This window comes from Nonomuraea sp. NPDC050451 (assembly GCF_044458585.1).
The window spans coordinates 474410-494251 of record NZ_JBITHZ010000004.1 but is presented as its reverse complement, the minus strand read 5'-3'; the positions used below and the strand labels follow the sequence as shown (position 1 = coordinate 494251).

Here is a 19842-nt window from a genome sequence, read left to right as displayed (position 1 = left end):
CCATGGCCACTCCTACCAAGCCCAAGCGGCGCGCCCGAATCGTCGCCGGATCCGCAAAAGCGGCCATCGATTCGGCGATCTACCTCGATGATCGTCTGCCCTTCGCCCGCTGGCTCCGCCCTCAGCTGCGCAAGCTGTTCCCGAGCCACTGGTCGTTCCTGCTGGGCGAGCTGGCGCTCTACTCGTTCGCGCTGCTGGTGCTGACCGGCACGTTCCTCACGCTGTTCTACAAGCCCAACCCCGACGTGGCCTTCGCGTCCGCGGCGGAGATCAGCCTGGACGTGCGGGGCGGGCTGCTGATGCGGCAGCTCCACCACTGGTCGGCGACGGTGTTCGTGCTGGCGATCGTGGCCCACCTGTGCCGCGTCTTCTTCACCGGGGCGTTCCGGCGGCCGCGCGAGCTGACGTGGATGCTCGGGGTGGTGCTGTTCGGGCTGGTGCTGTTCGAGTCGTTCCTGGGGGTCTCGCTGCCCGGCGACCAGCTCGCGATGGCGGGGCTGCGGCAGGCGCAGGGGCTGCTGCTGTCGATCCCGCTGGTGGGCACGTACCTGTCGGCGTTCGCCTTCGACGGCGAGTTCCCCGGGCAGGTCCTTCCGCGGATCTTCGTCACCCACGTGCTGCTGGTGCCGGGGATCCTGATGGCGGTGGTGCCGCTGCACGCCCTGATCCTCACCTGGCGGCAGAAGCACACCGAGCGAAGGAGCTCGCGACGAGAGAGCGAGGAACGAGCCAACGAGGAGCGAAGCGGTCGCGACCATGAACACGAGCGAAGGAGCTCGCGACGAGAGAGCGAGGGACGAGCCAACGAGGGCCGGGTCTCCGGCGGCCCGTTCTTTCCCTACTTCGCGGTCAAGAACGGCGCGACGGCGCTGTTCACGATGGGGGCCATCGCGGCACTGGCCACGTTCGTCCGGGTCAACCCGGTGTGGGAGCACGGCGCGTACAGCGCGGGCGGCTACGTCCCGTCGGCGCAGCCGTTCTGGTACTTCGGGGTGCTGGACGGCGCGCAGCGGCTCGTCCCGCCGTGGGAGATCACGGTCGGCGGGTACGTCCTGCAGCCCGGGCTCTGGATCCCGCCGCTGATCCTGACGGTCTTCTTCGGGATCCTGCTGCTCTATCCGTTCCTCGAGCGGCGCTTCACCGGCGACGGCGACCACCACCACGTGCTCGACCGGCCCTCGCAGGCCCCGGTGCGCACGGCGCTGGGCATCGCGGTCATCGCGTTCTTCACCGTGTTGTGGGCGGGCACGTGGGTCTCGGAGGCGGCGCCGCCGATGCACTCCGCGCCCGGCTTCCCGCAGCCGCCCGCGGCCCCGAACGCGCTGCTCACGGTGCCGCACGACACCTACACGATGATCGTGGTCGGGCTGCGGGTGGCCGTGTTCGTGGTGCCGGTGCTGGCGTTCCTGATCGCCCGGGCGGTCTGCCGCAGACGAGCCGGCTAGAGAGGGTTGTGATCGGGCGGCGCGCCGGGCACGCCGTCCCGCGGCGGCAGCCAGAGCACGAACGTGGCCCCCTCCCCCAGCCGCGAGAACACCGCCACCCGCCCTCCGTGCGACTCCACGATCTGGCGGACGATGGCCAGGCCGAGGCCCGTGTGGCGGTCGCGGCGGCTGGACTCGCCGCGCCAGAACCGGTCGAACACCCGCGCCTGGTCGGCCGCCTCGATCCCGGGGCCGTCGTCGCGGACCGCCACCCACAGCCAGCCCTCCGACCTGCCGGCCGCGACCCGGATCGTCCCGCCGGGCGGAGAGAGGCGTACGGCGTTGGAGAGCAGGTTGGCCACGGCGCGGCGCAGCGCGTCGGCGTCGCCGGTCGCCTCCAGGCCCGATCCCAGGCGCCGGGTGATCGTCAGGTCTCGGGCGGCGGCCGGGGTCGCGTACTCCTCGCACGCCTCGCCCGCCACCCTGGCCAGGTCGAGGTCGGCGTCGGCGAACGCGCCGCCCTGCCGCCTGGCGCTGGCCAGCAGGTCCTCGACCAGCCTGGTCATGCGGGTGGTGGCGCGGTCGACGATGGCCACGGCCCTGACCCGCTCCTCGTCGCTGGCCTCGGGGGCGGCGAGCACGGCGTCCACGTTCGCCCGGATGATCGTCAACGGGCTGCGCAGCTCGTGGGAGGCGTCGTCGATGAGCTGGCGCTGCGCCCTGAACGCCTCCTCCAGCCGGTCCAGCATGGTGTCGATGGTGTCGGCCAGGTCCTTGAGCTCGTCGCGCGGCCCGTTCAGCTTGATGCGCCGCTTGAGGTCGGTGGCCTGGATCTCCTCCGTCGTACGCGTGATCGACCTGACCGGCCGCAGCACGCGGCCCGCCAGCACCCAGCCGATGCCCAGGCTGGCGACGTAGAGCCCGGCCAGCGTGATCAGCGAGTAGTCGCGCAGCGTGGCCATCGTCCTGACGTTGACCGCGTTCTCGACCTCCTCGACGAAGACCACCTCGCGCTTGCCGAGGTAGGTGGTGCCGCTGTAGGTCTTGGCGAACTCCGTCGTGATCGGGCGCTGGTCGGTGGTCTTGGACACGGCGAAGTAGGTGCCGCCGAGCACGAGCGCGGCCAGCACGAAGAGCAGGCCCGAGTACAGGACCGTGAGCCGGAAGCGGATGGTGTGGATCACGCCGGTTCCTTGAGACGGTAGCCCCGGCTGATCACGGTCTCGATCAGGCCCTCCTCCTGCAGCTTGCGGCGCAGGTTGCCGACCGTGACCCGCACGGTGCTGGTGAACGGGTCGGCGTGCTCGTCCCAGACGTGCTCCAGCAGTTCCTCGGAGGAGACCACGTGCCCGGGGCGGCGCATGAGGTAGTGCAGCACCCCGTACTCCTTGGGGGTGAGCGCCAGCGACCTGCCGTGCAGCGACACCTCCAGCCTGGCGGTGTCGATCCGCAGCCCGCCCACCTCCAGCACCGACGTGCCGGCGCCGGAGTCCCTGCGCAGCAGCGCCCGCACCCGCGCCAGCAGCTCGGGGAACGCGAACGGCTTGACCAGGTAGTCGTCGGCCCCCTCGTCGAGCCCGCGCACCCGGTCGTCCAGCCGGTCGCGGGCGGTCACCATGATGATCCGCACGCCCTGTCCGGCCGCGCGCACGCTGCGGCACAGCTGGAAGCCGTCCCCACCGGGCAGGTTGAGGTCGAGCAGCACCAGATCGTACGAATTGACCTGCAACTTCTCATGCGCGGAAGGCGCGTCGTAGGCGACGTCCACCGCGTATCCCGCACGGACGAGGCCGACGCGCAACGCGTCGACCAGGTCCTCCTCGTCTTCCACCACAAGCAGTCGCATGCCCCGCACCCTAGTTTCGGATGATTCGTTCCGCGATCGGCGCCGCCCGGTCGATGGGGATGGCGAACCCGATGCCGATGTTGCCGCCGCCCCGCCCGGACGCGATCGCCGTGTTCACGCCCACGACCTCGCCCCGGGTGTTGACCAGCGGGCCGCCCGAGTTGCCGGGGTTGATGGACGCGTCCGTCTGCACGGCCGTGCGCAGCGCCGCCGCCCGTGCCGAGCCCAACCGTACCTCCCGGTCCAGAGCGCTCACGATGCCCGCGGTGACCGTGCCCGACAGGCCCAGCGGGGAGCCGATCGCGAGCACCTGGTCGCCGACGGCCAGGTCGCCGGACCTGCCGAGGGTGGCGGGCGTGAGCTCCCGCGGGTAGTCCACCTCCAGCACGGCCAGGTCCTCGTCGTCGTCCTCGCCGATCACACGGGCGTTGATCCGGCGGCCGTCGTTCAGCACGACGGTCGCCCGGTCGCTGCCCCTGATCACGTGCGCGTTGGTGAGGATGTGGCCGCGGCCGTCCACCACAAACCCCGAACCGCCCCCGCTGCCCGTCTCCACCGAGACCACGCTGGGCAGCACCCGCGCCGCCGTCGCGCTCAGCCCGGTGAGACCGGCCGACGGCGCGGGCGCCACCCTGGGGAGGGCGGCGGCGGGGGCCGGCTCGGACCCGTCGGAGAGCCGCGCCCCCGCCATGCCCGCCGCCACGCCCGCCGCCGCCCCGGTGAGCGCCGCAACGAGCGCGGCGGTCACCAGCAGGCGTCCCCCCTTGGGCGGCGCCCCCTTCCGCGGTACGTCCCGCGGCACGGGGGCCACCACAGGCGGCGTGACGAACTCCGGCCCGCGCGGGCTGCCCAGGCCCCTCATGGCAGCCTCGAGAACCACAACATCGACGTCACCGCCGCGATCAGCGCGAAGGCCATCCCCGCCGCCACGAACCACATCCATACCTCCTGCCGCTCGGTCCGGTAGCCGACCGACGTGCCGATGTCGTCGTAGACCGCCTGCAGCTCGTCACCGCTGGCCGCCTCGTAGAAGCCGCCGCCCGCCGCCTCGGCCAGCCCGCGCAGCGCCGGGGCGTCCACCGGCACCGGGATCTCGCGCCCCGAGATGTCGATCGTGCCGTCCGCGGTGCCGTACGCGATGGTCGTGACCGGCACTCCTCTGCCGGAGGCCGCCGCGGCCGCGTCGCCGACCGTGCGGCCCGTGGTGTTGGAACCGTCGGACAGCAGCACGATGTGCGCGGGCGGCGTCTCCTCCTGCGCGTCGAGCGCGGCGATGGCGTCCAGCGAGGAGTAGACCGCCTCGCCGATGGCGGTGCCCGAGGCGGTGCTGAGCCGGTCGAGCGCGGTCAGCACCGCCTGCCGGTCCGTGGTCGGCGGCACGGCGACGGACGCCGACGAGGAGAACGACACCAGGCCCAGGTTGAACCGCTCGGGCAGGCCCTCCACGAACTGCCTGGCCGCCTGCTTGGCCGCCTCGAACCGGTTGGGCTGGACGTCGGTGGCGCTCATGGACGCCGACACGTCGAACGCCACCATGATCGTCGCCCGCTCCCTCGGCACCTGCACCTCGGCCGTCGGCCGGGCGAAGCCGATCACGAGCAGCGCGAACATCAGCAGCAGCGCCGCCGCCGGAACGTGCCTGCGCCAGCCCGGCCGCCTCGGGGCGACCTTGTCGAGCAGGTCGAGGTTGGTGAACCTGACGGCGTACGCGGTCCTGCTCCGCAACGCCATGACCACGTACGTCAGGGCCAGCAGGCCCACGGGGACGAGCAGCAGCAACCACAGGGGCGCGATCAGCGTCACGCCGCATCACCTCCTCCCCCGGACGGGCGGGCCAGCACGGCCAGGCGGCGCTGCCGCATGACGTGCCGGACCAGGTCGCGTACCCAGTCCCGGTCCGTGCGCAGCCGCAGGTGGGTCACCCCGGCCCCGCGCAGCGCCTGCGCGATGGCGTCCCGCTGCTCCGCCGCCGCCTCCGCATACCGGCGGCGCAGCCGCGCGCTCCCCGTGGCGACCTCGCGCCGCCGCCCCGTCTCCGGGTCGACCAGCGTCAGGATCCCGACGTCGGGCAGCGTCAGCTCGCGCGGGTCGAGCACCTCCACGGCCAGCACCTGGTGCCTGGCGGTGAGCTTGCGCAGCGGCAGCTCCCAGGTCTCGGGCGCGTCGAGGAAGTCCGACACGACCACGACCAGACCGCGGCGCCGTACGACCCGGCCGAGCTGGTCGGCGGCCACGCCCAGCAGCGGCTCGGCCACCCCGGGCGGGGTGCGGGGCAGCGCGAAGGCCGCCTGCAGCAGCGCCATCAGGTGCGGCCGGCCCGTCCTGGCGGGCAGCGTCCTGACTCCGCCGCCGTGCAGCAGGTGGGTGCCGATCCGGTTGCCGGTCCGCTGGGTGAGGAAGCCGACCGCCGCCAGCGCCGACACGGCCAGCTCCCGCTTCTCCATGGCCGCGGTGCCGAAGTCCATGCTGGCGGTGGCGTCGAGCAGCGCCCAGATCTCCAGCTCGCGGTCGGCGACCAGGTCCCGGACGTGGGGCTCGTTGGTGCGGGCGGTGACGTTCCAGTCCATCCGCCGCACGTCGTCGCCCGCCTGGTACGGCCGGGTCTCCGCCGGCTCGCTCCCCGGCCCCGGGACCAGCCCCAGATGCTCCCCCTGCAGCAGTCCATCCAGTCTCCTGGTGATCGTCAGCTCGAGCCGGCGCAGCGCGGGCTCGGCCATCAGGTACGGCCTCATGCCACGGCTTCTTGCTGCTGGGGGGCGATGACGGGCAGCGGGACGGCCGCCAGCACCCGGTCCACGATCTGCCTGGGCGCCACCCCGTCGGCCAGCGCGTCGAAGGAGAGCACGAGCCGGTGCGCCATGACGTCGTGCGCCAGGTCCCGCACGTCCTCCGGCAGCACGTAGTCGCGCCCCCGCATCAGCGCCAGCGCCCGCCCGGCCGCCAGCAGGCCGAGCGTGGCCCTGGGGCTCGCCCCGAACGCTAGCAGCCGCCGCACGTCCTCCACCCCGAACCGGTCGGGATCGCGGGTGGCGTAGACGAGGCGGACGGCGTACTCGGCCACCGCGTGGTGCACGAAGACCTGCTCGGCCCGCCGCTGGAGCGCGACGACCTGGGCGGGGTCCAGCACGGCGTGCGGGACGGGCGGGTCCACGCTCATGCGGTAGACGATCGCCAGCTCCTCCGACTCGCTGGGATAGTCCACGTCGATCTTCATGAGGAAGCGGTCCCGCTGCGCCTCGGGCAGGTGGTAGACGCCCTCGGACTCGATCGGGTTCTGGGTGGCCAGCACCAGGAACGGCCTCGGCACGTCGTGCGAGACCCCGCCGATGCTGACCTGCCGATCGGCCATGATCTCCAGCAGCGCCGACTGCACCTTCGCGGGCGCCCGGTTGATCTCGTCGGCGAGCAGCAGGTTGACCATGACCGGGCCGAGCTCGACGTCGAAGGTCTCGGTCGACGGCCGGTAGATCCTGGTGCCGACGATGTCGGCGGGCACCAGGTCGGGCGTGAACTGGATGCGGGCGAACGTGCCGCCGACCACGGTGGCCAAGGTCTCGGCGGCCAGCGTCTTGGCGATGCCGGGCACGCCTTCCAGCAGGCAGTGGCCCTTGGCGAGCACCGCCACGAGCAGCCGCTCGACCATGCGGTCCTGACCCACGATCACCCGCTTGACCTCGAACAACGCCCGTTCGAGCAGCGCGGGATCAGTCATGGCTGCACCACCGAGTGGTAGCAGTCGTCCACGACCACCCGCAGCTCCAGCGCGGTCGGATCGGGATCGGCGAACGCGGCGCTTCCCGTCATGAGCACGGCGCCCGCGGCCAGCAGCACTAGGGCGAAACGTGATGTACGCATAGGACGCATGTCATCAATCGACCGCGAAAACCCGCGTAACCCCCGTCTTTACATGATTTTTCGGTCCCCACATCGAAAAGGACGGCCACCCCCAACGGGGTGGCCGTCCGTCAGCCGGAGATCAGCCGATCAGGTACTTCATCACCTTCTTGATCGTCGCGTTCCTCTCGTTGTCGTTGGCGAGCTGCTCCAGCCCGAACCCCAGCAGCACCGTGTCCTTGGTGGAGACGGCGGCCGTGGTGTCGGCCTGCGCGCGGGCGAAGTCGCCGGCGCCGGTGGGGCTGCCGGCCGGCGGACCGGGGATGGCCCAGGGGCCGAGGCCGGTCTCGAAACCCTCGGTGTCGAGGTTGCCGCCGGTGGTGGTGACCCGCGTGTCGTCCACGAACACGCCCACGCCGCCCGTGCTCGGGTCGGTCACGTAGCTGATCGACACCTCGACCTGCTGGCCCGCGTACGCGGACAGGTCGAAGGCGACCTGCTTCCAGCCGCCGGAGTCACCGGTGAACCGGTTCCAGGAGCCGCTGGTGCCGGTGGCCGTGCAGGGGTTGCCGCCGGTCAGGTAGTGCCCCAGCCACGGGTGCTCAGCCAGCAAGAAGCCGGCCTCGCACTCCGACGGCACGGCGCTGTCCGTGCCGCCGTTGAGGTCGGGCAGCGTGGTCCAGTTGTCCTGGCCGACCGTGTGGGCCTCGACGATGACGTTGTCATAGCCGGGCTCGGTGTCGAAGGACAGCTGGAACGCCAGCCTCGGCTGCTGCGCCGCCGTCACGGATCCCAGGTTGACCGTCCTGGTCAGCCGCATGTACGAGTCGTCCGCGTGCGGCCCCCTGACGTACCACTGGCCCTCGACCGGGTCGAACGGCCCGCCGGCGCCGAGCGTGTAGTCGGCCGAAGGAGTGCCCGTGAACCGCGGCAGGTCCGTGCCCATGGGCTGCAGCACCCCGGCCTCGTCCAGCGGGTTGTCCACCGTGGCCGGACCGCCGAACGTGCCGCCCGTCCCGGCCAGCGGGCCCTTGCCGGCGAAGCCGGTCGGGGAGCTGCGGGCGATGCGCCCGCCGACGCCCATGTAGTACTGGGTGAAGTCGTCGGCCAGCAGCAGGCACTCGTCGAACAGGCCCTGGATCGTGGTGACCACGCAGTCGCCGTCCGGGTTGCCGTCGATGCCGTAGTAGATGCCTCCGATGATCGTGTCGAGAATGCCGTAGTACGCGGCCGTCTCGCCGGTGTAGAGGAGCTTGCCCCCTTCGTTGAGGTAGTCGCGGATGGACACGGTCAGGTCCTGCTGCGACCGCTTGACGTCCGCGTCGGGCAGGTTGCCGAGCGGGGTCACGGTGACCAGGTCCTGCTGGTCCATGGACAGCCGGTTGTCACCCAGCTCCCACACGACGCCCTTGAAGTGCGACAGCACGCCCAGGTGGTGCGGCACGCCCTGCGCGTCCACGTCCCAGGTCTCGGAGGCGTACCCGGCGGCCTGGAGGGCCTTCTTGTACGTCGTGGTGTGCTTGGGCGCCGTCACCGAGGGCGGATAGTCCGGGTTGAAGCCGGTGTAGTCCTCGTTGGCGACGATCAGGACCTTGGCCGCGGAGTCCTTGGCCAGGGTGTAGGTGAAGTGCGAGCTGGAGACGATCCCGGTTCCCTGCTTGAAGCCCTGGAACCAGACCTCGACCTTGTCACCCGGTTTCGCGCCGCTCACGGTGCCGCGGTACTCGGCGAGGTACAGGTCGTTCTCGTCGCCGTACCGCTCGCCGCCCTGCCACTCCGACAGCGGCCTGGTCTGCGCCGGGCCGCCGTTGATCCGGAAGCGCAGCACCTTGCCCAGCAGCGACCTGCGGGCGGTGACCGCCACCGGCTGCGGGTCGCCGTACGACACGCTGAAGGAGTCCGGCGCGAAGTCGGGCACCGTGCGCCCGACCACGGAGACCGGGGTGTCCGGCGTCTGCACGGTCTTGGCCGTGGCCAGCGCCAGCGGGACGTTCTTGAGGAACTCGTCCTGGATCAGCGCCTCGCTGTCGGGGAAGGTGAAGCCCAGCCCGCCGACGCAGTCGTCGAGCGTCCACTCGTCGTTCGGGTTACGCTCGACCGCGTCCTCACAGGTGGACATCTCCGGCGTGATGGACATTGCCTTCCGCAGGTTGGTCATGTGCCCGTCGGTCTCACCGTTGGTGGTGTAGAGCTCGGCGCCGATGTCGGGGTCGTAGCCGGGCACGGCCGGGTGGGCGTCGTCGCCGAGCAGGGCCTCGAAGATCAGGTCGTCGGGCGACGGCGTGGCCTGCTGCCAGCCGATCCCGTACAGCAGCAGCATGGCGGCGGAGTGGTAGTTCAGCAGGTACGTGAAGTGCACCCGCTTGGTCAGGTTGTCCAGCGCCACGGTCTCCGGCTCCGACTGCGGCGACTTGCCGCGGTAGGTCTGGCTGGACAGGATGTTCGACGAGCCCTCGTTGTCGTAGCCCCACTTGTAGGCGAAGTTGCGGTTGGGGTCGACGCCGTCGGCGCTGGTGATCTGCCCGTCGCCGTCGTTGTCGCGCAGGTTCTTGCGCCACAGCCGGTTGTCGGGGGTGAAGGTGTGGTCGTAGCCGTCGGGGTTGGCCACCGGCATGAACCACAGCTCGGTGGTGTTCACGAGCTTGGTGAGCTCGGCGTTGCTGCCGTAGCCGTTGAGGAAGTGGTGCAGCAGCCGCCGCACCATCTCGGGTGTGATCCACTCGCGGGCGTGCTGGGCGGCCATGTACAGCATGGCCGGACGCTTGCCGTCGGCGAGCTTGCGGGCGTCCTTGGTCACCTTGATCGCGGTGATCGGCGTGCCGTTGAGGCTGTTGCCGATGTTGACGACCTTGGCGATGCCGGGCTTGGCCTCGGCCGCGGCGATGATCTCCTCGCGGATGCCTCCGGCGCCCGCGTATTTCTTGAACACCCCGTCGCCCTTCTGCGCCAGCCGCGCCTTGTCCGCGGTCTGGGCCTTCAGGGTGACGCCCTGCTTGGCGAGCGTGCCGGCCAGCGCGGCGGCGAGGATCACCTCGATGGTGACCTTGCCGTTCGCACGCTTGACGATCCGCATCTCCTCGCGGTCCACGCCGGCCGCGACGAGCTTGGCCAACTGGTCCGCGGTGAGCTCGCCGGTGTAGACGAACACGCCGTCGGGGCCCGGAGCGGGCTTGGGCACCGCCGACGCGGGCGGGATGGTGAACGAACCGAGTAACAGGAGCGTGCTGGCGAACATGATTAACGCGCGCTTCATCGCGCCTCCGAGAAATCAGCCCCCGATTGGCCGCTAGGGATGCCCGCAATGTCCGTGTATGCCGGGGGCTTGTCAATCACGACGGCCACATGTGGTCAAATTTCGAACTACGTAATCCGGCCGGCGTCCGGATTCGTAGGGAGGCGCCACCCGCCGGTCAAGCTTGCGTCGTCACGGCGGCGCGGCGGTGAGGCGGAGGAGCGTCACCCTGGAGTGCCCTCAGCCCGGTGCGGCGGGTGGGGCCCACCGTGCGCAGCCGTAAAAACCCGTGGTGGTGAACGCACAACGGGCCGCCCGCCGTAAGAACGGCGAGCGGCCCGTGAGATGAGCGCTAAACGAAATTAATCATTCAGGTGCTGGCGGAGGTAGGACTCGACGCCCTCGATGGAGATGCGCTCCTGGGCCATCGAGTCGCGCTCGCGGATGGTCACCGCCTGGTCCTCGAGCGTGTCGAAGTCGACCGTGATGCAGAACGGCGTGCCGATCTCGTCCTGGCGACGGTAGCGGCGGCCGATGGCGCCCGCGTCGTCGAACTCGACGTTCCACCGGCGGCGCAGCTGCGCGGCCAGGTCACGGGCCTTCGGCGACAGGTCGGCGTTGCGCGAGAGCGGCAGCACCGCGGCCTTGACCGGCGCGAGCCGGTGGTCGAGCCGCATGACCGTGCGCTTCTCCATGACGCCCTTGGCGTTGGGGGCCTCGTCCTCGCTGTAGGCGTCGAGCAGGAACGTCAGCGTGGCGCGGTCGACGCCGGCCGCGGGCTCGATGACGTAGGGGACGTAGCGCTCCCCCGTGTCCTGCTCGAAGAAGCTCAGGTCGGTGCCCGACGCCTTGGAGTGGGCGGTCAGGTCGAAGTCGGTGCGGTTGGCGACGCCCTCGAGCTCACCCCACTCGGAGCCGGTGAAGTTGAAGCGGTACTCGATGTCGACGGTGCGCTTGGAGTAGTGGGACAGCTTCTCCTTCGGGTGCTCGTAAAGGCGCAGGTTGTCCTTGTTGATGCCCAGGTCGGAGTACCAGCGGTAGCGCTCGTCGATCCAGTATTGGTGCCACTCCTCGTCCGTGCCCGGCTTGACGAAGAACTCCATCTCCATCTGCTCGAACTCGCGGGTGCGGAAGATGAAGTTGCCCGGCGTGATCTCGTTGCGGAACGACTTGCCGATCTGGCCGATGCCGAACGGGATCTTCTTGCGTGCCGACTGCTGCACGTTGAGGTAGTTGATGAAGATGCCCTGCGCGGTCTCGGGGCGCAGGTAGGCCAGGCCCGACTCGTCCTCGACCGGGCCGAGGTAGGTCTTGAGCAGGCCGCTGAACTGCCGGGGCTCGGTGAAGGTGCCCTTGTTGCCGCAGTTGGGGCAGGTGATGCCGGCCAGGCCGCCCTCGGGCTCCTTGCCGTTCTTCTCCTCGTACGCCTCGATCAGGTGATCGGCGCGGAAGCGCTTGTGGCAGGAGAGGCACTCGGTCAGCGGGTCGGTGAAGGTCTCGACGTGACCGCTGGCCCGCCACACCTCGGGGGCCAGCACCACGCTGGAGTCGAGGCCCACCACGTCGTCGCGCGACTGGACCATCGACAGCCACCACTGCCGCTTGACGTTGCTCTTGAGCTCGACACCCAGTGGACCGTAGTCCCACGACGCGCGCAGTCCGCCGTAGATCTCGCTCGACGGGTATACGAGCCCGCGGCGTTTGGCGAGGCTGACGATGGTGTCCATGACGTCGGTGCGTCGTGCCATTTTGGTTGATTCTCTTTCCGGCTGGAGGTCGGCGAGTGAAATTGGTGAGATCCCAGCTTAGGGGACGCGCGGACCCTCTCGCGCGCCAGTAATCGTTAAGTGCCTTCCTGCGTGTAAACGTCCTCGAACGCACTCGGTTCGTTGACCATGAGAATCATCAGCGGATACATCGCCATCCGGGCGGCGGAGAGCGCTCTGCGGTAGAAACCGGCGCCCTCCCACTCCGTGACCAGGGCCCACAGGTTGGGCTCATCGACCGAACGGGCCAGCCTGCCACGGTGGTAGCCCGGCTGGGCGGCGAGCGTGTCAAGGATGGTGTGGCCCTGCTTGATGAAATCTTGGGACTGGGACTCTGGAACGGTGTATCGGATCACGGCGAGCACCCGACCAGATTAAACGCGTCGCGATGCCGTCGGGCGGCCCGCCCGCTCGGCGCCCCGTCTCCCGTAGGCTCTGGGTGTGGCCCCAGACAGCAAGCGCCCGCTTCCCAAGGGCGAGCAGTTCTTCACGCCGGGCGCGACCGGCCTGCGCAAGGCCGTCGAGCAGCGCAGCGCCGTGCCGATGACGTACCTGTTCACGCAGGTGCCCCGATGGACGGCGCCGACGGTGCTGGTGGTCCTGCTGCTGGCCGGGTTCGCCGTGGCCAACCCGCTGGGCGGCGTGGCCGTGCTGCCGGCGATCGCCTTCATCGGCTGGCTGGCGTACCTGTCGTGGCCGTCGCTGGGGATCGGCGGAAAGGTGATGCGGGTCGCCATGCTGACCTTCCTGGTGCTGCTGGCGGCGACCCGCTTCGGCCTCATAACCCCCTAGCTAGGGCAACAGGGTGTAGTGCGGGAAGTTGCCCGGCAGGCGGTCGCCCTCCGGACCCGTGGTGGAGGCCCGCACCAGCAGCTCGCCGCCGACGAACGCGCCGCGCCAGGAAGCCCCGAGCCCGCCGAACAGCTCCTCGCGGTCGCCGCGCGAGCGCGGCCGGTTGTGCCCGACCTTGAACGCCCGCACCTCCGGCGCCAGCCGGTGGAACGTCTCCTCCTCGTCGCACGACAGCGTGGCCACCAGGGCGCCGTTGCTGGCATTCATGGCGGCCAGCAGCTCGGCCTCCGTGTCCACCAGCACGATGGTGTCCACGGGCCCGAACGGCTCGGCGTGGAAGAGGGGCGAGGAGCGGGGCGGGTTGAGGAGCGCCGTCGGCGCAATATACGCCGAAATATCCTGCCCTGGCAGGAAATGTCCGGCGTCGAGCGACGCCCGGTGCACCGGCACCCCGCCCCTGGCCACCGCCTCGTCCACCTGGTCGGCCAGCTCCTTGGCCTTGGAGGCGTTGATCAGCGGCCCGAAGTCCAGCTCCGGCAGCGGATCGTCGGGATCGGCCACCGCGAGCGGATGGCCGAACCGCAGCGACCCCACCGCCGCCAGGTACGCCCCCAGGAACTCGTGGAACAGCGACCGCTGCACCACGAACCGCGGATAGGCCGTGCACCGCTGCTTGCCGTAGTCGAACGACGCCCGGATCTGCCTCGTGAGCAGCTCCCAGTCGCCGTACTCCCACACGCCCCAGCAGTTCAGCCCCTCCTGCTCCAGCACGTGCCGGCGCCCGAGGTCGGCCAGCGAGGTCGCCACCTTGGCCCCCGCGTCCCGGCCGCCCACGAACGACACGCTGCCCAGCGCCCGCCCGCCGGCCAGCACCGGCGACAGCTCCGCCCCTCCCCCGCTCACCAGCGTGAACGGCAGGCCCTCGCGCACCGCCAGCGCGCAGGCGAGCGTCAGGCAGCACAGGCCGCCGTCCGTGGGGGTCTTGGCGATCACCGCGTTGCCGGCCAGCGCCTGCACGAGCATGGCGTGCATGAGCACGCTCATCGGGTAGTTCCAGCTCGCGATGTTGCTGACGGGCCCGGGCAGCGGCATCCGCCCGGCGACCATGCGGTCGATCTCGGCCACGTACCACCGCACGCCGTCCAGGCAGCGGTCCACGTCCGCGCAGGCCGTCTTCCACGGCTTGCCGATCTCCCAGACCAGCAGCAGGGCCAGCAGGTCGCGGTGGGCGGCCATCGACTCGACGGCGGCCGACACCATGGCCTTGCGCTCGGCGAGCGGCAGGTGCCGCCACCGCCGGTGCTCCTCCACCGCGCCCGCCACCGCCCGTCCCGCGCCCGCCCGGTCGATCCTGGGCAGGCCCGCGATGGCGGTGCCGTCAAGCGGCGAGAAGCCGGGCACGGGGCGCCCGTCGCGGTGCCAGATGCCGCCCCAGTGGTTGAGCACCCGGTCGTCGTGGAATGCCTCGGGGGCCGCCGAACAGCACCGTTCGTAGGCGTCCCGCCAGGCCGTACCCGGCTTGAGTCGCATGCGCTCCTCCTCAGTCGGACCAGTCGGCGGTGATGAGCTCGGGCAGCGGCTCGAACTCCTTGATCGCCTCCAGCGAGGGACCCATGGCGGCGTTGGCCTCGCGCTCCACCATCACCTCCACGAGCACCGGCAGCCGCTCCCGCGCCGACTCCGCCGTCGCCCAGGCGAGCGCGTCCCGGATGTCGCCCGGCAGCTCCACCCGGCGCGCGGGGCAGCCGAACGCCTCCATGGCCTTGACATGGTCGATGCCGCCTTCTCCGTAGTGCAGGTCAACGGCGTAGTTCATGCCGTACGGGATCTCGGCCTGCCTGATGAGGCCCAGGTACTCGTTGTTGATCATGACGATGACGAACGGGATCCGGTACTGGGCGGCCACCGCCACCTCCTCCATGAGGAACTGGAAGGAGTAGTCGCCCACCACCGCCACGACCTGCCGCTCCGGATGCGCGCATTTCACGCCCATCGCCGCGGGCACCTCCCAGCCCAGCGGCCCGGCCTGGCCGCACACCAGGTAGCGGCGCGGCAGGTAGGTCGTCTGGAACTGGCCCGACCAGATCTGGTAGAGCCCGATGGCGGTGACGAACGTGGTGTCCCTGCCGAAATACTCGTTGATCTCCCTGAACACCCTGGGCGGCTTGATCGGCACGTCGTCGAAGTCGTCGCGGCGGGCCATCGTCCTGCGCAGGTCGGCGACCTTCCGCACCCACTTGCCCGGCTGGCGCGGCCCGCCGCGGCGGCGCGCCTCGTGCAGCAGCTCCGCCAGCACCGGCCGGGCGTGCCCGACGATCCCGAGGTCGGGCTCGAAGACCCGGCCGATCTGCATGGGTTCGATGTCCACATGGACGAACGTGCGGCCCCGGCGATAGACGTCGAGGTCGCCGGTGTGCCGGTCGCCGAAGCGGGCTCCGACGGCCAGCACCAGGTCGCCCTCCAGGAACGCGGCGTTGCCCCACCGCGTCTGGGTCTGGATGCCCGCCATGCCCGCGAACAGCGGGTGGTCCTCGGGGAAGGCGCCCTTGCCCATGAGCGTCACCTGCACGGGCACCTGGAGGTGCTCGGCCAGCGCGCGCAGCTCGTCGGACGCGTCCGCGATGATCACGCCGCCGCCGGCCAGGATGATCGGCCGCCCGGCCCCGGACAGCAGGTCCACTGCCTTGCGCACGGCTTTGGGCAGCGGCGCGGGCTCCTCGACGGGCAACGGCGCGTCCAGCTCCCGGTCGTACAGGCAGGTCCCGCGCTGCACGTCCACCGGCAGGTCGATGAGCACCGGGCCGGGCCGCCCCGACCGCGCGATCCTGAACGCCTCCCTGAACACCCACGGCGCCTGCGCCGGCTCCTTGAGCTGCACCGCCCACTTGGTCACCGGCCGGGCGATCTCCACGATGTCCACCGCCTGGAACGCCTCCTGGTGCAGCTTGGAGGAGACCGCCTGGCCGGTGACGCAGATCATGGGGATCGAGTCGGCCAGGGCGGTGTAGAGGCCGGTGATCATGTTCGTGCCGGCGGGGCCGGAGGTGCCGATGCAGACGCCGACGTTCCCGGTCACCCTGGACCAGCCGTCGGCCGCGTGGGTGCCGCCCTCCTCGTGGCGTACGGTGACGTGCCTGATCGAGCTGTGCTGGAGCGCGGCGTAGAGCGGCAGGATGGCCGCGCCCGGGATGCCGAAGACGGTGTCCACCCCCTCCGACTCCAGCACCGCCACAACGGCCTCCATGCACGGAATCCTCTTCATCCGTTGAGCCTTTCCACGACCTTGAGGAGGGCGGAGTGGTCGAGCGAGCCGTGGCCCTGCGCCCTGGCCGCGGCCACGAGCTGGGCGACCTGCCCGGTGAGCGGCAGGCTGACCCCGGCCTCGCGGGCGGCGGCGACGGCGATGCCCATGTCCTTGTGGTGCAGGTCGAGCCGGAACCCGGGGTTGAACTCCCGCCTGACCATGGTGTGCCGCTTGAGCTCCAGGATCCTGGAGCCCGCCAGGCCGCCCGCGAGCACGTCCAGCCCCGCCACGGGGTCCACGCCCGAGGCTTCGAGCAAGACGATCGCCTCGGACACGAGCCCGTAGATGCCGCCGACGACGAGCTGGTTGGCCGCCTTGACGGTCTGTCCCGCGCCGGCCGGTCCGACGTGCACGACGGTCGTGCCCAGGGTGCCGAGGACGGGCCGGGCCGCCTCGACGTCCTCGGCCACCCCACCCACCATGATCGACAGGGTGCCGTCGATCGCGCCGCGCTCGCCGCCGCTGACCGGGGCGTCCACCGCCCGTACGCCGGCGGCCGCCGCCTGCCTGGCGACCCAGCGGGAGGTCTCGGGCCTGATGGTGCTCATGTCGATGTAGAGCAGGTTGGGGCGGCCGTACTCAATGATCAGCGGCGCGACCTCCTCCACCTGCGGAGAGTCGGGCAGCATGGTGACCACCACGTCGGCGCCGCCGACCGCGTCGACCACGCCGGTGGCGCCCTTGCCGCCCAGGCCGACGAGCTGTTCGACCCGCTCGGCGCTCACGTCATAACCGGTCACGACATGTCCGGCTTTGAGGAGGTTGGCCGCCATCGGGCTGCCCATGATCCCCAAACCGACGAACCCGATGTTCACGCCTGCCTCCAGTCGAACGCGCCCGGCCCCTCGTGCCGGTACTCCAGGCCGACGTGGCCCTGATAGCCCGCCGCCGCCAGCCGGGCGAAGATCTCGTCGTACGGCATGCGCCCGCTGCCGGGGCGTCCCCTGCCGGGGTCGTCGGCGATCTGCACGTGGCCGAACCTGGCGCTGTGCCGGTCGATGAGCTCCAGCACGTCCTCGCCCATCCGGTGCAGGTGGTAGAGGTCGGCCAGGAGGGCCACGTTCTCCCGGTCCACCTCGTCGATCAGCTCGAACGCCGCCTGCGACGACGTGATGGGATATTTCGTGTTCTCGTGGGAGTTGAGGGCTTCGACCACCACGGTCGCGCCGATCGAGGCCGCCGCGTCGGCCGCCCTGCGCAGGTTGGCCACGCCCAGGGCCCGGTCGGTGCCGGGGTCGTTGCCGTACAGGGCGTTGAGCACGCCGCAGCCGAGCTCGCCCGCCAGCTGGACCGCCACGTCGATGTTGGCCTGGAACCGGGCGGAGCCGTCCGGCCTGGCCAGCAGGCCGCGCTCGCCGGCGGCCATGTCGCCCGCGTCGAAGTTGAGGCCGGTCAGGCGTACCCCGGCGTCCTCGATGGCCTGCCGCAACGCCGCCAGCTCGGCGCCCGCGGGGTCGGGGACGCCGAACGGCCACCACAGCTCGACCGCGTCGAACCCGGCCTTGGCCGCCGCCGCGGGCCGCTCCAGCAGCGGCAGATCCGTGAAGAGGATGGAGAGGTTGACGGTGAACCTCACGCCGCACCCCGCTGGCTCAGGGCCGAACGCATGAGGCGGGCGGTCTCCGACGGGGTGCGGCCGACGCGGACCCCGGCCGCCTCCAGCGCCTCCTTCTTGGCCTGGGCGGTGCCGGACGAACCGGACACGATCGCGCCCGCGTGCCCCATCGTCTTGCCCTCCGGCGCGGTGAACCCGGCCACGTAGGCGACCACGGGCTTGGTGACGTTCGCGGCGATGTAGGCGGCGGCCCGCTCCTCGGCGTCGCCGCCGATCTCGCCGATCATGACGATCGCGTCCGTGCCGGGGTCATCCTGGAACGCCTGGAGGCAGTCGATGTGGGTGGTCCCGACGACCGGGTCGCCGCCGATGCCGACGGCGGTGGAGAAGCCGAGGTCGCGTAGCTCGTACATGAGCTGGTACGTCAGCGTGCCCGACTTCGACACCAGCCCGATGCGCCCGGCGGAGGTGATGTCGGCGGGAATGATCCCGGCCGAGGACTGCCCCGGGCTGATGAGTCCCGGGCAGTTGGGGCCGATGATCCTGGTGCGGCCGTGCGCGAGGGCACGGAAGCGTACCGCGTCGTGCACGGGGACGCCCTCGGTGATCACCACGCACAGGGGCATCCCGGCCTCGACCGCCTCCTCCACGGCCGGGCCGGTGAAGCGCGGCGGCACGAACACCACGGAGACGTCGGCCCCGGTCTCCCCCATCGCCTCGGCCACGGAGCCGAACACGGGCACCGTGCGCTCGCCGAAGTCCACGGACCGGCCGCCCTTGCCGGGCGTCACCCCGGCCACGACGTCGGTGCCCGCGGCCAGCATGCGGGCCGTGTGCCTGGTGCCCTCCGCGCCGGTCATGCCCTGCACGAGCACGCGGCTGTCCTTGGTCAGAAAGATCGCCATCACGCACCTGCCGCGAGTCTGGCCGCCATCTCGGCGGCGCCGTCCATGGTGGAGACCTGCCGGACCGCCGGGTGCCGGGCGTCGCTGAGGATGCGCCGGCCCACCTCGGCGTTGTTGCCGTCCAGGCGTACGACGATGGGCCTGGCCAGGCCGCGCTCGCCGAGGAGCTCGAGTGCGGTGACGATGCCGCTGGCCACCGCGTCGCAGGCGGTGATGCCGCCGAAGACGTTGACCAGCACCGAGCGCACGTCGGGGTCGGCCAGGATGATCTCCAGCCCGTCGGCCATGATCTTGGCGGAGGCGCCTCCGCCGATGTCCAGGAAGTTCGCGGGGGCGGCCCCGGCCCCGGCGACCACGTCGAGCGTGCTCATGACCAGCCCGGCGCCGTTGCCGATCACGCCCACCTGGCCGTCGAGCTTGACGTAGTTCAGTCCCTTGGCCCGGGCGCGGTCCTCCAAGCTGCCGGTGGTCTCGCCGTACTCCCAGGCGTGCCGGAACGCGGAGTTGTCGTCCAGGGTGACCTTGCCGTCGAGGGCCACGATCCGCTGGTCGGTGGTGCAGATCAGCGGGTTCACCTCGACCAGCAGGGCGTCCTCGGCGACCAGGACCTTCCACAGCTTCTCCAGCGCCTCGGCCGCCTGCTCGGGCAGCCCGGCCTTGGCCGCCAGCAGGCGCGCGGTGTCCGCGTCCACGCCCGTCGCCGGGTCGACCGGCAGCTTCACCAGGGCGTCGGGGTCGGTGGCGGCCAGCTCCTCGATCTCCATGCCTCCCTGGCCGGACACCATCGCCAGGAAACTGCCCTCAGCCCGGTCGACGAGGAAAGCCGCGTAGTACTCCTCGAACGGCACGGTCGCCGTCTCGACCAGCACGTTGCGCGCGACGTGCCCCTTGATGTCCATCCCGATCACGCGATCGGCCTCCGCCTCGGCGGTGACCGGCCCGGCCGCGGTCCTGATCCCGCCCGCCTTGCCGCGTCCGCCGGTCTTCACCTGGGCCTTGATGACGACGGGCGCGTTCAGCTCGGCCGCTATCGCGCGGGCCTCCACCGGGGTGGCCGCGATCCTGCCTGCCGGGACCGGGATCCCATGACGCCCGAAGAGCTCCTTCGCCTGGTACTCGTACAGGTCCATTCGAGCCTCCTTTGTAGACGGTATACCGTATGGAAAATCCCTCGTCTAGGTCTC

General features: G+C 71.0%; 18 protein-coding genes. 2 read left to right on the top strand and 16 right to left on the bottom strand.

The window, feature by feature from the left end:
• Positions 1 to 2: 2 nt before the first annotated feature.
• On the top strand, positions 3 to 1445 hold the full coding sequence (locus ACIBI9_RS17290; RefSeq protein ID WP_397223079.1) for a cytochrome bc complex cytochrome b subunit: 1443 nt from the start codon (positions 3 to 5) through the stop codon (positions 1443 to 1445).
• Here the strand turns inward: ACIBI9_RS17290 and ACIBI9_RS17285 are convergent.
• The 10 genes from ACIBI9_RS17285 to ACIBI9_RS17240 all read right to left on the bottom strand — a co-directional run bounded on the left by ACIBI9_RS17285 (position 1442) and on the right by ACIBI9_RS17240 (position 12467).
• Positions 1442 to 2608 (bottom strand): ATP-binding protein, encoded by a 1167-nt coding sequence (locus tag ACIBI9_RS17285; RefSeq protein ID WP_397223078.1) that lies wholly within the window; start codon positions 2606 to 2608, stop codon positions 1442 to 1444. The genes ACIBI9_RS17290 and ACIBI9_RS17285 overlap by 4 nt on opposite strands.
• Positions 2605 to 3270: a response regulator transcription factor gene (locus ACIBI9_RS17280; protein WP_397223077.1), complete on the bottom strand. Its 666-nt coding sequence runs from the start codon at positions 3268 to 3270 to the stop codon at positions 2605 to 2607. The genes ACIBI9_RS17285 and ACIBI9_RS17280 overlap by 4 nt, the downstream gene beginning before the upstream one ends.
• A gap of 10 nt (positions 3271 to 3280) precedes the next feature.
• Positions 3281 to 4132, bottom strand: coding sequence for a S1C family serine protease (locus ACIBI9_RS17275; protein ID WP_397223076.1), 852 nt, complete (start codon positions 4130 to 4132; stop codon positions 3281 to 3283).
• The gene (locus ACIBI9_RS17270; protein ID WP_397223075.1) at positions 4129 to 5073 is read right to left on the bottom strand and encodes a VWA domain-containing protein; all 945 of its coding nucleotides are present in this window, start codon (positions 5071 to 5073) and stop codon (positions 4129 to 4131) included. The genes ACIBI9_RS17275 and ACIBI9_RS17270 overlap by 4 nt, the downstream gene beginning before the upstream one ends.
• Complete coding sequence (locus ACIBI9_RS17265; protein ID WP_397223074.1) at positions 5070 to 6002, bottom strand: DUF58 domain-containing protein; 933 nt, start codon at positions 6000 to 6002, stop codon at positions 5070 to 5072. The genes ACIBI9_RS17270 and ACIBI9_RS17265 overlap by 4 nt, the downstream gene beginning before the upstream one ends.
• Complete coding sequence (locus tag ACIBI9_RS17260) at positions 5999 to 6982, bottom strand: AAA family ATPase (protein WP_397223072.1); 984 nt, start codon at positions 6980 to 6982, stop codon at positions 5999 to 6001. The genes ACIBI9_RS17265 and ACIBI9_RS17260 overlap by 4 nt, the downstream gene beginning before the upstream one ends.
• A complete protein-coding gene (locus tag ACIBI9_RS17255) occupies positions 6979 to 7125 on the bottom strand; it encodes a hypothetical protein (protein ID WP_397223071.1) in 147 nt (48 codons plus the stop codon). The genes ACIBI9_RS17260 and ACIBI9_RS17255 overlap by 4 nt, the downstream gene beginning before the upstream one ends.
• Positions 7126 to 7246: 121 nt before the next feature.
• Positions 7247 to 10357, bottom strand: coding sequence for a M14 family zinc carboxypeptidase (locus ACIBI9_RS17250; protein WP_397223068.1), 3111 nt, complete (start codon positions 10355 to 10357; stop codon positions 7247 to 7249).
• Positions 10358 to 10698: 341 nt separating this feature from the next.
• Positions 10699 to 12084, bottom strand: a complete 1386-nt coding sequence (locus ACIBI9_RS17245; protein WP_397223066.1) for a glycine--tRNA ligase — start codon at positions 12082 to 12084, stop codon at positions 10699 to 10701.
• Between the two features lie 95 nt (positions 12085 to 12179).
• Positions 12180 to 12467: an antibiotic biosynthesis monooxygenase family protein gene (locus tag ACIBI9_RS17240; RefSeq protein WP_397223065.1), complete on the bottom strand. Its 288-nt coding sequence runs from the start codon at positions 12465 to 12467 to the stop codon at positions 12180 to 12182.
• Between the two features lie 76 nt (positions 12468 to 12543).
• Here ACIBI9_RS17240 and ACIBI9_RS17235 point away from each other — a divergent pair, with 76 nt between their 5' ends.
• Positions 12544 to 12894 (top strand): DUF6703 family protein, encoded by a 351-nt coding sequence (locus tag ACIBI9_RS17235; protein ID WP_397223064.1) that lies wholly within the window; start codon positions 12544 to 12546, stop codon positions 12892 to 12894.
• Here ACIBI9_RS17235 and ACIBI9_RS17230 read toward each other — a convergent pair whose 3' ends face one another.
• From ACIBI9_RS17230 to sucC, 6 genes are read right to left on the bottom strand one after another with little or no spacing between them, the layout of a single operon-like run.
• Positions 12895 to 14424: an aldehyde dehydrogenase family protein gene (locus ACIBI9_RS17230; protein ID WP_397223063.1), complete on the bottom strand. Its 1530-nt coding sequence runs from the start codon at positions 14422 to 14424 to the stop codon at positions 12895 to 12897.
• Between the two features lie 10 nt (positions 14425 to 14434).
• A complete protein-coding gene (gcl, locus tag ACIBI9_RS17225; protein WP_397223061.1) occupies positions 14435 to 16156 on the bottom strand; it encodes a glyoxylate carboligase in 1722 nt (573 codons plus the stop codon).
• Entirely contained in the window at positions 16153 to 17013 is an 861-nt protein-coding gene (locus tag ACIBI9_RS17220) for an NAD(P)-dependent oxidoreductase (RefSeq protein ID WP_397223060.1), read from the bottom strand. Before ACIBI9_RS17220 ends, gcl begins: the two co-directional genes overlap by 4 nt.
• Positions 17010 to 17774: a hydroxypyruvate isomerase family protein gene (locus ACIBI9_RS17215; protein WP_397223058.1), complete on the bottom strand. Its 765-nt coding sequence runs from the start codon at positions 17772 to 17774 to the stop codon at positions 17010 to 17012. The genes ACIBI9_RS17220 and ACIBI9_RS17215 overlap by 4 nt, the downstream gene beginning before the upstream one ends.
• On the bottom strand, positions 17771 to 18658 hold the full coding sequence (gene sucD, locus ACIBI9_RS17210; protein WP_397223057.1) for a succinate--CoA ligase subunit alpha: 888 nt from the start codon (positions 18656 to 18658) through the stop codon (positions 17771 to 17773). The genes ACIBI9_RS17215 and sucD overlap by 4 nt, the downstream gene beginning before the upstream one ends.
• Positions 18658 to 19788: an ADP-forming succinate--CoA ligase subunit beta gene (gene sucC / locus ACIBI9_RS17205; RefSeq protein WP_397223056.1), complete on the bottom strand. Its 1131-nt coding sequence runs from the start codon at positions 19786 to 19788 to the stop codon at positions 18658 to 18660. The genes sucD and sucC overlap by 1 nt, the downstream gene beginning before the upstream one ends.
• Between the last annotated feature and the right edge of the window lie 54 nt (positions 19789 to 19842).

Excerpts from the sequence above, each read along its gene's own strand:
- ACIBI9_RS17290 (WP_397223079.1), top strand. The coding sequence starts at position 3 with ATGGCCACTCCTACCAAGCCCAAGCGGCGCGCCCGAATCGTCGCCGGA.
- ACIBI9_RS17280 (WP_397223077.1), bottom strand. The coding sequence starts at position 3,270 with ATGCGACTGCTTGTGGTGGAAGACGAGGAGGACCTGGTCGACGCGTTG.
- ACIBI9_RS17275 (WP_397223076.1), bottom strand. The coding sequence starts at position 4,132 with ATGAGGGGCCTGGGCAGCCCGCGCGGGCCGGAGTTCGTCACGCCGCCT.
- ACIBI9_RS17265 (WP_397223074.1), bottom strand. The coding sequence starts at position 6,002 with ATGAGGCCGTACCTGATGGCCGAGCCCGCGCTGCGCCGGCTCGAGCTG.
- ACIBI9_RS17260 (WP_397223072.1), bottom strand. The coding sequence starts at position 6,982 with ATGACTGATCCCGCGCTGCTCGAACGGGCGTTGTTCGAGGTCAAGCGG.
- ACIBI9_RS17255 (WP_397223071.1), bottom strand. The coding sequence starts at position 7,125 with ATGCGTACATCACGTTTCGCCCTAGTGCTGCTGGCCGCGGGCGCCGTG.
- ACIBI9_RS17250 (WP_397223068.1), bottom strand. The coding sequence starts at position 10,357 with ATGAAGCGCGCGTTAATCATGTTCGCCAGCACGCTCCTGTTACTCGGT.
- ACIBI9_RS17245 (WP_397223066.1), bottom strand. The coding sequence starts at position 12,084 with ATGGCACGACGCACCGACGTCATGGACACCATCGTCAGCCTCGCCAAA.
- ACIBI9_RS17230 (WP_397223063.1), bottom strand. The coding sequence starts at position 14,424 with ATGCGACTCAAGCCGGGTACGGCCTGGCGGGACGCCTACGAACGGTGC.
- gcl (WP_397223061.1), bottom strand. The coding sequence starts at position 16,156 with ATGAAGAGGATTCCGTGCATGGAGGCCGTTGTGGCGGTGCTGGAGTCG.
- sucD (WP_397223057.1), bottom strand. The coding sequence starts at position 18,658 with ATGGCGATCTTTCTGACCAAGGACAGCCGCGTGCTCGTGCAGGGCATG.
- sucC (WP_397223056.1), bottom strand. The coding sequence starts at position 19,788 with ATGGACCTGTACGAGTACCAGGCGAAGGAGCTCTTCGGGCGTCATGGG.